Origin of the sequence: Citrobacter sp. RHBSTW-00986, from assembly GCF_013783065.1 — a bacterium.
In the GTDB taxonomy this organism is placed as follows: domain Bacteria; phylum Pseudomonadota; class Gammaproteobacteria; order Enterobacterales; family Enterobacteriaceae; genus Citrobacter; species Citrobacter braakii.
Map to the genome: position 1 here is coordinate 3,129,289 of NZ_CP056200.1, position 16,509 is coordinate 3,145,797.

Consider the following 16,509-nt stretch of genomic DNA (forward strand, 5'->3'; position numbering starts at 1 on the left):
TATCATTGCGCGCTTTCCGTACGACAAAAGTGATTTTCATGACGCATACATTTATCCCCGGCAAAGATGCCGCTCTGGAAGACTCCATCGCTCGCTTCCAGCAAAAATTGCTCGACCTTGGTTTTCAAATTGAAGAAGCCTCGTGGTTGAATCCCGTCCCTAACGTCTGGTCTGTACATATTCGCGACAAAGAATGCGCGCTGTGCTTCACCAACGGTAAAGGCGCGACGAAAAAAGCGGCGCTGGCTTCCGCGCTGGGCGAATATTTTGAGCGTCTGTCGACTAACTATTTCTTTGCGGATTTCTGGCTGGGTGAAACCATCGCCAACGGCCCATTCGTGCATTATCCGAACGAAAAATGGTTCCCGTTGACTGAAGAAGACGACGTACCAGAAGGTCTGCTGGATGCTCGTCTGCGTGCGTTTTACGATCCAGACAACGAACTGACTGGCAGCATGCTTATCGATCTGCAATCCGGTAATGAAGAACGTGGGGTCTGCGGCCTACCGTTTACCCGTCAGTCGGATAACCAGACCGTCTATATTCCGATGAACATTATTGGCAACCTGTACGTTTCTAACGGCATGTCTGCGGGTAACACCCGTAACGAAGCGCGCGTTCAGGGCCTGTCTGAAGTCTTTGAGCGTCATGTGAAGAACCGTATTATTGCGGAAAGCATCAGCCTGCCGGAAATCCCGGCCGAAGTCATGGCGCGCTACCCGGCAGTGGTGGAGTCCATCGCCAAACTGGAAGCGGAAGGTTTCCCAATTTTCGCCTACGATGGCTCGCTGGGCGGCAAGTATCCGGTGATTTGCGTTGTCCTGTTCAACCCGGCCAATGGTACCTGCTTTGCCTCCTTCGGTGCGCACCCGGATTTCGGCGTTGCGCTGGAGCGTACTGTCACTGAACTGCTGCAGGGCCGTGGTCTGAAAGATCTTGATGTCTTCACCCCACCAACCTTTGACGACGAAGAAGTGGCTGAACACACTAACCTTGAAACCCACTTCATCGATTCCAGCGGCCTGATCTCCTGGGATCTGTTCAAGCAGGATGCTGACTATCCGTTCGTTGACTGGAATTTCTCCGGTACCACCGAAGAAGAGTTCGCCACCCTGATGGCCATCTTCAATGCTGAAGATAAAGAAGTGTATATCGCCGACTACGAGCACCTGAGCGTTTACGCGTGCCGCATTATTGTTCCGGGAATGTCTGACATCTATCCGGCTGAAGATCTGTGGTTAGCCAACAACGCCATGGGCGCCCATCTGCGTGACACTATTCTCTCGCTCCCGGGCAGTGAATGGGATAAAGAAGACTATCTCAATCTGATCGAACAACTGGATGAGGAAGGCTTTGACGACTTCACCCGCGTACGCGAGCTGCTCGGTCTGGCAACCGGTGCGGATAACGGTTGGTACACCCTGCGCATTGGCGAGCTTAAAGTGATGCTGGCGCTGGCCGGCGGCGACCTGGAGCAGGCGCTGGTCTGGACAGAATGGACGATGGAATTCAACGCCTCTGTCTTTAGCGCTGAACGTGCCAACTACTACCGCTGTCTGCAAACGCTGCTGTTGCTATCTCAGGAAGAAGATCGTCTGCCGCTACAATATCTGAACGCGTTTGTTCGCATGTACGGTGCCGAGGCGGTTGAAGCCGCAAGTGCAGCATTAAGTGGCGAAGCGCCGTTCTACGGGCTTCAAACTGTTGATAGCGATCTGCAGGCTTTCCCGGCGCATCAGTCTCTGCTGAAAGCTTACGAAAAACTGCAGCGCGCGAAAGCAGCACATTGGTCAAAATAGTGACAATCAGCCTGCGCTGAGTAGGCTAAAGGTATTGTCTGGGCTATATTACGGGGCGCTTAATGCGCCCTGTTTTTTATTTTGGTCAAATCAAAAAATAAATGTAAAAACAAGGTTAAATATTAGTAGTTGATATTAAGAAAATTAGCTTATTAATGTGGTTTTTTATCTCAATTACTCCATTTTAATTAACCGCCCCAGAGGAGACAGAAAGAAAAAATTCAACTCACTTTATAATTTTTAAAATTTATTTTTATTTGGATAATCAACAAGTTACACCGTAATCGCATAAAAACCATGCGCCTTACGGGCCTATAAGCCAGGCGAGATATGATCTATATCAAATTCTCATCTATAATGCTTTGTTAGTATCTCGTCGCCGACTTAATAAAGAGAGAGTTAGTGTGAAAGCTGACAACCCTTTTGATCTTATTCTTCCTGCTGCAATGGCCAAAGTTGCCGAAGAAGCAGGCGTCTATAAAGCAACGAAACATCCGCTTAAGACGTTCTATCTGGCAATTACTGCCGGTGTATTCATTTCAATTGCCTTTGTTTTCTATATCACCGCCACAACCGGTACCGGCACAATGCCTTTCGGCATGGCGAAGCTAGTAGGTGGTATCTGCTTTTCCCTGGGGCTGATTCTCTGCGTTGTCTGCGGTGCAGACCTCTTCACCTCAACCGTACTGATTGTCGTAGCGAAAGCCAGTGGTCGCATCACCTGGGGCCAATTGGCTAAAAACTGGCTTAACGTTTATGTCGGCAACCTGATTGGCGCCCTGATCTTCGTGTTACTCATGTGGCTTTCTGGCGAGTATATGACCGCTAACGGCGCGTGGGGTCTCAACGTCCTGCAAACAGCCGACCACAAAGTGCACCATACTTTTGTTGAGGCGGTAAGTCTTGGCATCCTGGCGAACCTGATGGTGTGTCTGGCAGTATGGATGAGCTATTCGGGTCGCAGCCTGATGGACAAAGCGTTTATCATGGTATTACCGGTCGCAATGTTTGTTGCCAGCGGTTTTGAGCACAGTATCGCAAACATGTTTATGATCCCTATGGGTATTGTAATTCGCGATTTCGCCACCCCGGAATTCTGGACCGCTGTTGGGTCTTCTCCGGAGAATTTTTCTCACCTGACCGTGATGAATTTCATCACCGATAACCTGATTCCGGTTACGATCGGCAACATTATCGGCGGCGGTTTGTTGGTCGGGTTGACATACTGGGTCATTTATCTGCGTGGTAACGATCATCATTAATCTGATGATGCCCATTACACGCAGTAAATAAAAAATCCACTTAAGAAGGTAGGTGTTACATGTCCGAGCTTAATGAAAAGTTAGCCACAGCCTGGGAAGGTTTTACCAAAGGTGATTGGCAGAATGAAGTAAACGTCCGTGACTTCATTCAGAAAAACTACACTCCGTATGAGGGTGACGAGTCCTTCCTGGCTGGCGCAACTGATGCGACCACTGCACTGTGGGACAGCGTGATGGAAGGCGTTAAACAGGAAAACCGCACTCACGCGCCTGTTGACTTTGACACCTCCGTTGCTTCTACCATCACTTCTCACGACGCTGGCTACATCAACAAAGCGCTCGAGAAAATTGTTGGTCTGCAGACTGAAGCTCCGCTGAAACGTGCGATCATTCCGTTTGGCGGCATCAAAATGGTTGAAGGTTCCTGCAAAGCGTACAATCGCGAACTGGACCCGATGCTGAAAAAAATCTTCACCGAATACCGCAAAACCCACAACCAGGGCGTATTCGATGTTTACACCAAAGACATTCTGAACTGCCGTAAATCCGGTGTTCTGACTGGTCTGCCAGATGCCTATGGCCGTGGCCGTATCATCGGTGACTACCGTCGCGTTGCGCTGTACGGTATCGACTACCTGATGAAAGACAAATACGCTCAGTTCGTCTCTCTGCAGTCCGATCTGGAAAACGGCGTAAACCTGGAAGCCACTATCCGTCTGCGTGAAGAAATTGCTGAACAGCACCGCGCACTGGGTCAGATCAAAGAAATGGCTGCTAAATATGGCTGCGATATCTCTGGTCCGGCAACCAACGCTCAGGAAGCTATCCAGTGGACTTACTTCGGCTACCTGGCCGCGGTTAAATCTCAGAACGGCGCAGCAATGTCCTTCGGTCGCGTATCCACCTTCCTGGATGCCTACATCGAACGTGATATCAAAGCGGGCAAAATCACCGAGCAAGACGCTCAGGAAATGATTGACCACCTGGTCATGAAACTGCGTATGGTTCGTTTCCTGCGTACCCCTGAATATGATGAACTGTTCTCCGGTGACCCGATTTGGGCAACTGAATCTATCGGTGGTATGGGCGTTGATGGCCGTACTCTGGTTACCAAAAACAGCTTCCGCTTCCTGAATACCCTGTACACCATGGGTCCTTCTCCGGAGCCGAACATCACCGTTCTGTGGTCTGAGAAACTGCCTCTGAACTTCAAGAAATTCGCCGCTAAAGTGTCCATCGACACCTCTTCTCTGCAGTACGAGAACGATGACCTGATGCGTCCGGACTTCAACAACGACGACTACGCTATCGCTTGCTGCGTAAGCCCGATGGTTGTTGGTAAACAAATGCAGTTCTTCGGTGCGCGTGCAAACCTGGCGAAAACCATGCTGTACGCAATCAACGGCGGCGTTGATGAAAAACTGAAAATGCAGGTTGGTCCTAAATCTGAACCGATCAAAGGCGACGTTCTGAACTTCGACGAAGTTATGGAGCGCATGGATCACTTCATGGACTGGCTGGCTAAACAGTACGTCACTGCACTGAACGTTATCCACTACATGCACGACAAGTACAGCTACGAAGCCTCTCTGATGGCGCTGCACGACCGTGACGTTATCCGCACCATGGCGTGTGGTATCGCTGGTCTGTCCGTTGCTGCTGACTCCCTGTCTGCAATCAAATATGCGAAAGTTAAACCGATTCGTGACGAAGACGGTCTGGCTGTCGACTTCGAAATCGAAGGCGAATACCCGCAGTTTGGTAACAACGACTCTCGCGTTGATGACATGGCGGTTGACCTGGTAGAACGTTTCATGAAGAAAATTCAGAAACTGACTACTTATCGTAACGCTATCCCGACTCAGTCTGTTCTGACCATTACCTCTAACGTGGTTTATGGTAAGAAAACCGGTAACACCCCAGATGGTCGTCGTGCTGGCGCGCCGTTTGGACCGGGTGCTAACCCAATGCACGGTCGTGACCAGAAAGGTGCTGTTGCCTCTCTGACTTCCGTTGCTAAACTGCCGTTTGCTTACGCTAAAGATGGTATCTCTTACACCTTCTCTATCGTTCCGAACGCACTGGGTAAAGATGACGAAGTTCGTAAGACCAACCTGGCTGGTCTGATGGATGGTTACTTCCACCACGAAGCGTCCATCGAAGGTGGTCAGCACCTGAACGTGAACGTCATGAACCGTGAAATGCTGCTGGATGCGATGGAACATCCGGAAAAATATCCGCAGCTGACCATCCGTGTTTCTGGCTACGCAGTACGTTTTAACTCCCTGACTAAAGAACAGCAGCAGGACGTTATTACTCGTACCTTCACTCAGACCATGTAATTGGTTTTGACTGAAATCGTACTTTAAAAAGCGTACAATAAAGGCTCCACGTAAGTGGGGCCTTTTTAATAGCCTGCTTTGTCAGCTATCTATACTTATGGATAGCAGCCAAAACAGACTCGACACAGTTAATAACTGTGCACTAACACTGGCCCCGGATGGGCCACACCTGGAGAAACACCGCAATGTCAGTTATTGGTCGCATTCACTCCTTTGAATCCTGTGGCACTGTTGATGGCCCGGGCATCCGTTTTATTACCTTCTTCCAGGGCTGCCTGATGCGCTGCCTGTATTGTCATAACCGTGACACATGGGATACGCACGGCGGCAAAGAAGTCACCGTCGACGAGTTAATGAAAGAGGTCGTGACCTACCGCCACTTTATGAACGCCTCCGGTGGCGGTGTGACAGCGTCCGGTGGCGAAGCTATCCTGCAAGCTGAATTTGTACGCGACTGGTTTCGTGCCTGTAAAAAAGAAGGTATTCATACCTGTCTGGATACCAACGGTTTTGTTCGCCGCTACGATCCGGTGATTGATGAATTGCTGGAAGTCACTGACCTGGTGATGCTCGATCTCAAACAGATGAATGATGAAATCCATCAGAATCTGGTGGGCGTATCTAACCATCGTACGCTTGAGTTCGCACGTTACCTGTCCAATAAAGACATCAAGGTGTGGATCCGCTACGTCGTTGTGCCTGGCTGGTCTGACGATGACGACTCCGCGCACCGCCTGGGCGAGTTTACCCGCGATATGGGCAACGTAGAGAAAATCGAACTGCTGCCATACCATGAGCTGGGCAAACACAAATGGGTGGCAATGGGTGAAGAGTACAAACTTGACGGTGTTAAGCCACCGAAGAAAGAGACCATGGAGCGCGTGAAAGGCATTCTTGAGCAGTATGGTCATAAAGTAATGTACTAAGGTATGACGACCACGGCGTCGCAGCGCTCTGCTTGAGTAGCGCGACGCCAACGTTCGATGCCTACGACATAAAATATTCTGAAAGTTTATTGGTCACGCTTTCAATAGAGAAAATACGTTTCTGGTGTGCTTTACGACACTGCACGTAACGCTCATCCTGCTCTTCCAGAGCACTGAGTATGCGATCCGCCACCATCATCGCACCAGCAATTTCAGCAAAACCAGACTCACCTTCCCCCTGTAACGCAACCGCCGCCTGCAAATTCCAGTCAGAAAGCCGATTTAATGGCGCAAACGATCCGCGAGTTAACGAGAGAATTTTTATGCCTTGTTCCTTCGCTAGCGTCAGCGACTGCATCATATCGGTAGAGACTTGTTCTGTATGAATAACGATAATCCCTGTTTTTTGGCTGTCCGCCAACGGAGAGATAGCCGCCGGATAAAATCGGTCGATATAACTGGCTATTTTCCCCATCTGCACCAGATTGATTTGCAGGAATAACGCCACCGGCACCGCAGTACCTACCGAATAAATTGCAATATTACTGAGCTGATTTAACCAGGTCGCAACCGCCTGCAACTCTTTGCTGTCGATGATGGCATTACTGTCACAAACGCTCGCCAGTACCGCCGCCGTCTCCTCACTTCCTCCATCATTCGGCCGTGCAGCTCCTTGCTCCAGTGCAAGAGCCGTTCTGAAATCAGAAAACCCCTTAAAACCAAAGGCGCGGCAAAAACGAGTGATGCTCCCCTCACTGGTATCAATAGAATCGGCCAGCTCGGTTATCGTATGCCGCATCACAAAATCAGGATTTTCAGTGATAAAACGCCCTACCTTTTCCAGGATCGGACTAAGCTCTGAAGCCCCATTTCTTATGTTAATCAATAAATTAGTATCTATCTGACTCATTTTTCGCCTTTTTGCACAAAATGCAAATGCTGTCACATACTTTGCCCGGCTTTGCGATAATAATTTTTATCGCACCAATGATAATTAAAAATAATTATTTTTACAAACAGGAGAACGTCTAATGAAAGGTCTAATCGTCTGTCGTACCGGTATGGGCAGTTCGCTAATGCTGAAAATCAAAGCCCAAAAAGTCATCGATAAACATGGCTGGGATATCGATCTTGAACACGATGTCCTGTCAGGGCTACGAACCTGGCAAAACATCGACTTCGTGATCACCATGAGCGACCTGACCGATGAGGTAGAAGCCGCCGGGTTCAGAGCAATCGGTATCACCGATCTGATGAACAGCGAAGAAATGGAATCTGCGCTCACTAGCGTTGTTCAAAACAACTAACCTCTCCGGGGGAAATATGGATCTCCTAAAGTTCATTGTATTCGACATTTTGGGTGTAACCCCACTTTTAGTTGGCTTTATTGCGCTAATTGGTTTGCTTATCCAGCGTAAACCCATCGAAAAAGTGCTTTCTGGTACCTTTAAAACCATCGTCGGATTTCTGGTATTTGCCGGCGGAGCAGGGATTGCGGTGACATCCTTAGGTAATTTTCAGACCTTATTCAGCGATGGATTCGGTCTGAAAGGAGTGATGCCGTTAGCCGAAGCGTTAACAGGGCTGGCACAAACCAAGTTTGCCATGTGCGTTTCACTCATCATGGTCGTTGGTTTCGGCTGGAACTTGTTTTTTGCCCGCGTAACGCCGTTCAAATACATCTTCCTAACGGGTCAACATAATCTGTATCTGTCTGCCCTCTTAACCGTTACGCTTAAGGCGCTTGGCTACAGCGATGTAACAACAATTATCGTCGGCTCCATACTGCTGGGGCTTGCGGCCTGTGTCTATCCAGCTATCGCTCAGCCGTGGATGCGTAAGATTACCGGTAATGATGAAATCGCGATGGGTCATTACGTTACTCTGGCCTACGCGCTATCGGGATGGATCGGTTCGAAAGTGGGTGATCCTAAGCAGTCAACAGAAAAGCTAAATCTTCCCGGATGGTTGGGGATTTTTAAAGACTACATCGTCTCCGTGTCCATCTCTGTCAGTATTTTCTATTACATCGCGGCGCTTGCCGCAGGCGAAGAAGCGGTAACGGCCGCCGCCGGTGGAATGCATTGGCTGGTTTATCCGCTATTCCAGTCACTCACGTTTACCGCATCGCTTTATATCATCATCACCGGCGTTCGCTTGCTGTTGTCAGAAATAGTCCCGGCATTTCTGGGCATCTCTGAAAAATTTATCCCGAACGCCAAACCCGCACTGGATTGCCCAGTCGTCTTTCCGTATGCCCCAACCGCCACCGTTTTAGGTTTCATCTCTTCCTTTGTGGGTGGATTGGTGGTTATGGGGGTACTCGCATTAATTGGGCAAACGGTCATTATCCCCGTCGCCATCCCCTACTTCTTCATTGGTGCTACCGCCGCCGTCTTCGGTAATGCGTCAGGAGGCTGGAAAGGGGCCATCGCCGGTAGCTTTGTCACTGGCATATTAATTGGTATTGGCCCGGCACTCATCTATCCCATCATGGAATCGGTGGGATTGTCCGGTACTAGCTTCCCTGAGACAGATTTTGTCGCCCTCGGCTTAGTGGTTTATTACATCGGCAAAATGTTGCCCTGATAAGGAATGAACATGAATATTGACGAATTGAAATCCCATGCACTGGCTGCTCGCCGGGATATTGTCACCATGATTTATGAATCAGGCATTGGCCATCCTGGCGGTGCATTGTCCATCATCGACATTCTGACCTGGATTTACGATCAAGAGGTGGACTTCTCCTGCGCCCCTCGCGCTCGCGTGGTCATGAGCAAAGGTCATGCGGTTGCTGCTCAGTACGCCATGCTGCATCAAAAAGGCAAAATTGAGCGTTGTAGATTCAATCTGTCAATGCAACACCCCTTTCAATTATCTCTTTCGGTGTTTTGAACTTCAGTGTCTTTCTCGGTCTGTTGTTTAGCTGAGCAGCAACCAGATCTAGTTCATGTTGAGTATATTGGGCAAGACATGTCTTTTTAGGAAAGTACTGCCGAATTAGCCCATTTGTGTTCTCATTTGTTCCCCGCTGCCAAGGACTCTGAGGATCGCAGAAGTAAACTTTAACGCCGGTGCTGACAGTAAATTCTAGATGTCTGGCCAGTTCCATTCCTCTGTCCCATGTCAGTGATTTTCTGAGTTCTGACGGTAAACTCAGGAATTTGTCGGTAAGAGCCTGATTTACTGAGACAGAATCTTTGCCCCTGAGTCTAAGGATGATCGTATAACGTGATTTTCGGTCTACAAGTGTGGCTATATGAGAGTTTTTTGTACCTGAGACTAAATCGCCCTCCCAATGCCCCAGAGAGCGTCTGTTATCGATATTTCGGGAACGTTCGTGAATTGGTGTTCCGTTCACTATGTTAATCGTACCTCTTTCGCCTTTGCGGGTATGACGCCTGCCATGGCGAAGGCTATGCGACCGTCGCAGATGCTGTATATTCAGGTGGTGTAGCGCTTCACGGCTACGAAAGTACAGCGTTTTATAAATTGTCTCAGGTGATATTCGCAGCGTTTTTTGACGTGGTTTTGTTCGCCTTAACCATCCTGATATTTGCTCTGGAGACCATTTCATCTCCAGCTTTTCCAGAACAAGCTTTCGCAATGGCAAATTTTGATCCAGTAAGCACGGTTTTGGCCTTTTCGCCATTCTGTTGGCTCGGTTATTAGCATCAACAGCTTTGTAATAGCGTCTGCCCCGATTACGCTGAACTTCACGTGAGATCGTCGAAGGACTGCGATTCAGCGCAGTAGCTATCGCACGAATGCTCATTTTGGCTGACAAACCAGCTCGTATCTCCTCGCGCTCAGACAGTGTCAGGTGAGCTACAGCCCGCTTACGCTCATGGGGTTTTATGCCGCCAGTATCCCTTAACATAGTGAAGATCGTTCCGGGTTTTGAACCCAGGATATTCGCTATTTCACTGAAGCCTGTTCCGTTCTTCCATAGTTCAAAAACAGAGGCTTTTTCCTCTGCTGTAAATGTTCGTCTCATTCAAAAAACCTCCGCAACCCCATGTTTTCACATAACTGTTGCGTTGACCAATTGAATCTACAGTTCGCAGGTTTTGCAACCGGTGCAACGGCTGGAATCAATAAAAAATCCATACTGGGTTGTCATCGGTTACTCCTTACGCTTTTTCAACCTGAACAAGGTTCGTGTGTGACGGATTCCCCTTTGCGAGAGGAGACGGACGCTGGGTCGTCAGGACGTTAATACAACCGCCCTGATCCACGCGTTTTGCATCCGGGTCATACCAGGCCCCTTCGCCCAATGCCACCACGCCGGGCATCATACGTGGCGTCACTTTCGCCTCGATATGCACTTCACCACGATCGTTAAAGATACGTACCTTGTCGCCGTTGTTAATACCGCGTCGCTGCGCATCCATCGGGTTGATCCACATTTCCTGGCGGCAGGATGCTTTCAGGACATCGACGTTGCCATAGGTCGAGTGAACGCGAGACTTATAGTGGAAGCCGGTCAGCTGCAAAGGGAATTTCTCCACCAGCGGATCGTTTAAGCTTTCAAAGCCTGGGGTATAAATCGGTAGCGGATCGATTACATCACCTTCCGGCAGTTCCCAGGTTGCCGCGATCTCGGCAAGCTGCTGCGAATAAATTTCGATCTTACCTGACGGCGTGGTCAGCGGATTGGCTTTAGGATCTTCTCGGAACGCCTTATACGCCACATGATGCCCTTGCGGATCGCGCTGTTTAAAGATCCCTTGCTGACGGAATTCTTCAAATGTAGGCAGTTCAGGAATCGCTTTGCGCGACTGCTCATACAGATGGCGCATCCACTCTTCCTGAGTACGACCTTCTGTAAACTGCTGCTCAACGCCAAGGCGCTTCGCCAGCTCGCTGGTCATCTGGTAGATAGTCTTGCATTCGAAGCGTGGTTTGATCGCCTGATCGGTGAAAATCACATAGGACATGTTCCCGCATGAGGCATCCAGCGCAAAATCCATCTGTTCGGAGGCAGTGCAGTCCGGCAGCAAAATGTCTGCGTATTTCGCCGAGGAAGTCATATGACAGTCGATGACGACGATCATCTCGCACTTCTTCTCGTCCTGGAGGATTTCATGCGTGCGGTTAATATCAGAGTGTTGGTTAATCAGACAGTTACCGGCATAGTTCCAGATCATCTTAATAGGAACATCGAGCTTGTCTTTGCCGCGTACGCCGTCGCGCAGGGCCGTCATCTCCGGGCCTCGCTCAATCGCGTCCGTCCACATGAACATCGAGATGCTGGTTTCAACAGGGTTTTCCAGCGTTGGCATACGCTCAAACGGCAAACTGTATGAGCCCTCACGCGCCCCGCTGTTGCCGCCGTTGATCCCAACGTTACCGGTCAGGATAGCGAGCATAGAAATGGCGCGGGTCGCTATTTCACCGTTAGCATGACGCTGCGGCCCCCACCCCTGGCTGATGTATGCCGGTTTAGCGCTACCTATTTCACGCGCCAGTTTGACGATACGTTCAGCGGGAATACCGGTAATCTGCGCCGCCCACTCCGGGGTCTTGGCAATGCCATCCTTACCCTGCCCAAGAATATACGCCTTATAGTGACCGTTCTTCGGCGCGTCGGCCGGTAAGGTTTTCTCGTCGTAACCCACGCAGTATTTGTCGAGGAACGGTTGGTCAACCATGTTTTCGGTGATCAGGACATACGCCAGACCATTGACCAGCGCCGCATCAGTACCAGGACGGATCGGGATCCATTCATCTTCACGCCCCCGCACCGGTATCCGTATAACGGGGATCGATAATGATCATGCGGGCATTGGATTTCTGTCGCGCCTGTTCAAGGTAATAAGTTACCCCACCCCCGCTCATACGGGTTTCACCAGGGTTATTACCGAACAGAACCACCAGCTTGCTGTTTTCAATGTCGGACGGGCTGTTACCGTCAGCCCAGCCGCCGTAGGTATAGTTCAACCCGGCAGCGATTTGCGCTGAAGAGTAGTCACCGTAGTGATTAAGATAGCCGCCGCAGCAGTTCATCAACCGTGCCACCAGAGTTTTACCCGGCGGCCACGAGCGCGTCATAGTGCCACCCAGCGTACCGGTACCGTAGTTCAGGTAGATAGACTCATTGCCGTAGTCTTTGATAAGACGCTGCATATTGCTGGCAATGATGTCGTAGGCTTCATCCCAACTGATGCGCTCAAATTTTCCTTCGCCACGCTTACCAACGCGTTTCATCGGGTATTTCAGACGATCGGGATTATAGACTCGGCGACGCATGGATCGACCACGCAGACAGGCGCGTACCTGGTGCAGACCGTCATAGTTGTCATCGCCGGTGTTGTCGGTTTCGACATACTTTATTTCACCGTCGACCACATGCATACGCAGCGGGCAGCGGCTGCCGCAGTTTACCGTACACGCGCTCCAGATCACTTTCTCATTAATCGGTGTCGGATTAAGGGCTTCTGCAGCATTTGCAATACGGGTAAATGGCAGGGTAAACGCGCTACTGGCCACCGCCAGTCCGCCTATCGCCGTCGTTTTCACCAAACCGCGGCGAGTAACCTCAGCTGCCAGCACGGCATCGGGGATCTTAGTTTTCATAGTGGCTCACTCTGCTGCTCACAATAAACAAAATACAAATATTCGATGTATAGTTTTTTATATAACGTTAATATCGATATACGGGCTGGTAGAAACTGAATTTGCTAAAAGACAGAGAAAAATACTGACTTTCATTCGAAGTCAGTATTACCCCTATGGGAGTAGTCGTTATTGTCCGACGTCAAGCGGGCATAAAAAAAGCGCCCTGAGGCGCTTTTTTAGCAGAGAAAGGTAGCTTAACCGATGAATTCTAGGCCATTCATGTACGGACGTAATACTTCCGGAACCTGAATGCGGCCATCAACCTGCTGATAGTTTTCCATCACCGCAACCAGCGTACGCCCAACCGCCAGACCGGAACCGTTCAGAGTATGCACTAAACGAGTCTTTTTGTCGGATTTGCTGCGGCAACGCGCCTGCATACGACGAGCCTGGAAATCCCACACGTTGGAGCAAGAGGAGATTTCGCGATAGGTGTTCTGCGCCGGGATCCACACTTCCAGATCGTAAGTTTTGCATGCGCCGAAGCCCATGTCGCCAGTGCACAGGATAATTTTGCGATACGGCAGCCCCAGTAGTTGCAGGACCTTCTCGGCATGGCCGGTCATCTCTTCCAGCGCGTCCATCGAATCTTCCGGGCGAACAATCTGCACCATCTCAACTTTATCGAACTGGTGCATACGGATCAGACCACGCGTGTCACGACCGTAAGAACCTGCTTCAGAACGGAAGCACGGCGTATGCGCAGTCATTTTGATCGGCAGCGCATCTTCATCGATGATTTCGTCGCGCACCAGGTTGGTCAGCGGAACTTCTGCCGTTGGGATCAGCGCATAGTTGCTGCTATCAGCTTCTTCATCCAGCGGACGGGTATGGAACAGATCGCCAGCGAATTTCGGCAGTTGGCCTGTACCGTACAGCGTGTCATGGTTAACCAGATACGGGACGTAGTTTTCGCTATAGCCATGCTGTTCAGTATGCAGATCCAGCATGAACTGAGACAGCGCACGGTGCATACGCGCAATCTGCCCTTTCATGACCACGAAACGAGAGCCGGTCAGCTTAACCGCAGCGGCGAAATCAAGACCCGTGTGCATTTCACCCAGGGTAACGTGATCGCGCACTTCGAAATCAAACTCACGCGGAGTACCCCAGCGGCTGACTTCGACGTTGTCATTTTCATCTTTACCCACCGGAACATCGTCCGCTGGCAGGTTAGGAATAGTCAGCGCAATGTCGCGGATCTCGGCCTGTAAGGTATCAAGTTCAGCTTTCGCGGCATCCAGCTCTTCGCCCAGTTTGTTCACTTCCAGACGTAAAGACTCGATATCTTCCCCGCGCGCTTTTGCCTGGCCGATGGATTTCGATCGCGAGTTACGCTCTGCCTGCAGGTTTTCAGTTTGTACCTGCAGAACTTTACGACGCTCTTCAAGAGCGCGCAGCTTATCTACATCCAGCTTAAAGCCCCGGCTTGCCAGTTTTTCTGCGACTGCGTCTGGCTCATTACGCAGCAGATTGGGATCGAGCATGCTTATCCTGTGCTTATCGAATTAAAATAGGAGAAAGTGACCACAGCCTGCGGTCACAGGGATACAGAGACAACATTACCGCAACGATAACACTAACGGTAGCGTTTTATAGGGCTATTTTGATCCTGTCCGGCGAGCCAGGCGAGCTTTTCGCCAATCTTGCCTTCAAGACCTCTGTTTGTGGGGCGATAATAGCGCGTTTGTGCCATTTCCTGCGGGAAGTACTCTTCTCCGGCGGCATAGGCATTAGGCTCATCATGGGCATAACGATACTCCTGACCGTAGCCCATCTCTTTCATCAGCTTAGTCGGCGCATTGCGCAGGTGAACCGGCACGTCGTAATCCGGACGTTCGCGGGCATCAGACAGCGCGGCTTTGAAGGCGGTGTAAACCGCATTACTCTTAGGCGCACAGGCCAGATAAACAATCGCCTGAGCAATCGCGCGTTCGCCTTCCGCGGGTCCCACGCGGGTAAAACAGTCCCATGCGGAAATCGCCACCTGCATGGCGCGGGGATCGGCATTGCCGACATCTTCTGAGGCAATCGCCAGACAGCGACGGGCAACGTACAGCGGATCGCCACCAGCGGTAATAATTCGCGCATACCAATAAAGCGCCGCATCTGGGGCGCTTCCACGTACCGACTTGTGTAATGCGGAGATGAGATCGTAAAAACGATCGCCTTTATTATCGAAACGCGCACTACGTTCACCGGCAATTTCGGTGAGCAATTCTGGTTTCAATACGCGCTTGCCGGAATCATCAACTTCGGCCATATCGGCCATCATTTCCAGCGTATTCAGCGCCCGCCGCGCGTCACCATTAACCAGTTCGGCAATAGCCCGACGCGTTTCTGGCGGCAGAACAATATCCTGGCCGCCATAACCACGCGCTTTGTCTGACATCGCCTGGTCCAGCACCTGTTCAATGTCATCGGAAGTTAACGATTTCAGTAGATAAACGCGTGCACGCGACAACAGCGCCGAGTTGAGCTCAAACGAGGGGTTTTCAGTGGTGGCGCCAATAAACGTAATGGTACCGTCTTCAATATGCGGTAAAAACGCATCCTGTTGGCTTTTATTAAAACGGTGAACTTCGTCCACGAACAGGATCGTGCGTCGACCCGCGTTACGGTTCTGACGCGCACGCTCAATCGCTTCACGAATTTCTTTAACGCCAGACGTAACTGCCGAAATTCGTTCGACATCGGCGTTAGCGTAACGGGCAATAACTTCGGCAAGCGTCGTTTTCCCGGTCCCCGGCGGTCCCCATAAAATCATGGAGTGCAGATGCCCGGCCTCGATGGCGCGCGGCAAGGGTTTGCCCGCAGCCAGCAGATGCTGCTGGCCGATATACTGCGCTAAATTTTCTGGCCGCATACGCGCGGCCAGCGGCTGAAAAGTATTATCAGAAAAGTCGAGCGACAGATTGCTCACTCACACGCCTCTACTTACGTTGATCGTCAACCGTTACACCTTGCGGCGGGGTAAAGGTGAATTTAGAGGGTTCAATCGCACCATTCTGCTGAGATTTCAGCTGATAGCTGCTGCGCTGATCGTCTTGTTCAACGGCGCTGAACTGGTGGATCGTCCCGTCACGCCCAACATTGATAGTAAACTGCTTAAGGTTACCGCTGCTGGTTTTTGGTGTCAGCACGAAATCATCGCCATTTTGCTTAATATTGTACTGCTGCCAGTCGCTGGCCTGGTTACGCGCAATCAGCATGAACGGCGTGTTGCCCGTGGCGTCTTTCAGCCATGTCGCAGTCGCCTGCTCAACAAACGGGTTAAAGAACCACAGTGTTTTACCATCGGAAACCAGGATGCTCTCGTCAGGCTGCGTCATATGCCAGTTAAACAGATTAGGACGTTTAACCCATAAGTCACCCTGACCTTCCTGCACCGCCGCACCGCTACCGTCCGTGACCTTCTGAGTAAAGCTGGCATGGAAGCTACTGACTTTATCCAGGCGGCTTTTCAGGTCGCTGGCAGCATCTGCCCAGACGCTGCTCACCACAAAGCTCGACAATAATGCACAGGTGATTGCGATTCTTTTCATCGTTATTCCTC

Annotated in this window: 11 protein-coding genes and 3 pseudogenes; 7 read left to right on the forward strand and 7 right to left on the reverse strand. The window is 50.5% G+C overall.

Going from position 1 to position 16,509, the window contains the following annotated elements:
- Nucleotides 1-38 precede the first annotated feature (38 nt).
- From ycaO to pflA, 4 genes are all read left to right on the forward strand, one after another.
- The gene (gene ycaO, locus HV345_RS15310) at nucleotides 39-1,799 is read left to right on the forward strand and encodes a 30S ribosomal protein S12 methylthiotransferase accessory factor YcaO (protein ID WP_181626278.1); all 1,761 of its coding nucleotides are present in this window, start codon (nucleotides 39-41) and stop codon (nucleotides 1,797-1,799) included.
- Between the two features lie 404 nt (nucleotides 1,800-2,203).
- Nucleotides 2,204-3,061, forward strand: coding sequence for a formate transporter FocA (focA, locus tag HV345_RS15315; RefSeq protein ID WP_003831909.1), 858 nt, complete (start codon nucleotides 2,204-2,206; stop codon nucleotides 3,059-3,061).
- A 59-nt stretch (nucleotides 3,062-3,120) separates the two neighbouring features.
- Nucleotides 3,121-5,403, forward strand: coding sequence for a formate C-acetyltransferase (pflB, locus tag HV345_RS15320; RefSeq protein WP_016152441.1), 2,283 nt, complete (start codon nucleotides 3,121-3,123; stop codon nucleotides 5,401-5,403).
- A gap of 185 nt (nucleotides 5,404-5,588) precedes the next feature.
- Nucleotides 5,589-6,329 (forward strand): pyruvate formate lyase 1-activating protein, encoded by a 741-nt coding sequence (gene pflA, locus HV345_RS15325; protein ID WP_003035751.1) that lies wholly within the window; start codon nucleotides 5,589-5,591, stop codon nucleotides 6,327-6,329.
- Nucleotides 6,330-6,390: 61 nt separating this feature from the next.
- Here the strand turns inward: pflA and HV345_RS15330 are convergent, their stop codons facing one another.
- Complete coding sequence (locus tag HV345_RS15330) at nucleotides 6,391-7,239, reverse strand: MurR/RpiR family transcriptional regulator (protein WP_181548111.1); 849 nt, start codon at nucleotides 7,237-7,239, stop codon at nucleotides 6,391-6,393.
- A gap of 121 nt (nucleotides 7,240-7,360) precedes the next feature.
- On the opposite strand from HV345_RS15330, the gene HV345_RS15335 reads away from it, so the two are divergent.
- From HV345_RS15335 to HV345_RS15345, 3 genes and pseudogenes are all read left to right on the forward strand, one after another.
- Nucleotides 7,361-7,636 (forward strand): PTS sugar transporter subunit IIB, encoded by a 276-nt coding sequence (locus HV345_RS15335; RefSeq protein ID WP_016152439.1) that lies wholly within the window; start codon nucleotides 7,361-7,363, stop codon nucleotides 7,634-7,636.
- 16 nt (nucleotides 7,637-7,652) lie between these two features.
- Nucleotides 7,653-8,918, forward strand: a complete 1,266-nt coding sequence (locus HV345_RS15340) for a PTS ascorbate transporter subunit IIC (RefSeq protein ID WP_046274698.1) — start codon at nucleotides 7,653-7,655, stop codon at nucleotides 8,916-8,918.
- Nucleotides 8,919-8,930: 12 nt separating this feature from the next.
- Nucleotides 8,931-9,194 (forward strand): annotated as a pseudogene (locus HV345_RS15345) (transketolase); the annotation flags it as partial.
- Here the strand turns inward: HV345_RS15345 and HV345_RS15350 are convergent.
- The 6 genes and pseudogenes from HV345_RS15350 to lolA form a co-directional block, all read right to left on the reverse strand.
- Nucleotides 9,178-10,329 (reverse strand): IS30-like element IS30 family transposase, encoded by a 1,152-nt coding sequence (locus HV345_RS15350; RefSeq protein ID WP_001254932.1) that lies wholly within the window; start codon nucleotides 10,327-10,329, stop codon nucleotides 9,178-9,180. The pseudogene HV345_RS15345 and the gene HV345_RS15350 sit on opposite strands and share 17 nt — an antisense overlap.
- Nucleotides 10,330-10,389: 60 nt before the next feature.
- Nucleotides 10,390-10,455: pseudogene (locus HV345_RS15355) on the reverse strand (dimethyl sulfoxide reductase subunit B); the annotation flags it as partial.
- 10 nt (nucleotides 10,456-10,465) lie between these two features.
- A pseudogene (gene dmsA / locus HV345_RS15360) lies at nucleotides 10,466-12,911 on the reverse strand (dimethylsulfoxide reductase subunit A).
- A gap of 236 nt (nucleotides 12,912-13,147) precedes the next feature.
- Nucleotides 13,148-14,440, reverse strand: coding sequence for a serine--tRNA ligase (gene serS / locus HV345_RS15365; RefSeq protein WP_181635769.1), 1,293 nt, complete (start codon nucleotides 14,438-14,440; stop codon nucleotides 13,148-13,150).
- Nucleotides 14,441-14,532: 92 nt separating this feature from the next.
- Entirely contained in the window at nucleotides 14,533-15,876 is a 1,344-nt protein-coding gene (gene rarA, locus HV345_RS15370; protein WP_016152429.1) for a replication-associated recombination protein RarA, read from the reverse strand.
- A gap of 10 nt (nucleotides 15,877-15,886) precedes the next feature.
- A complete protein-coding gene (lolA, locus tag HV345_RS15375) occupies nucleotides 15,887-16,498 on the reverse strand; it encodes an outer membrane lipoprotein chaperone LolA (protein WP_003831898.1) in 612 nt (203 codons plus the stop codon).
- Nucleotides 16,499-16,509 lie beyond the last annotated feature (11 nt).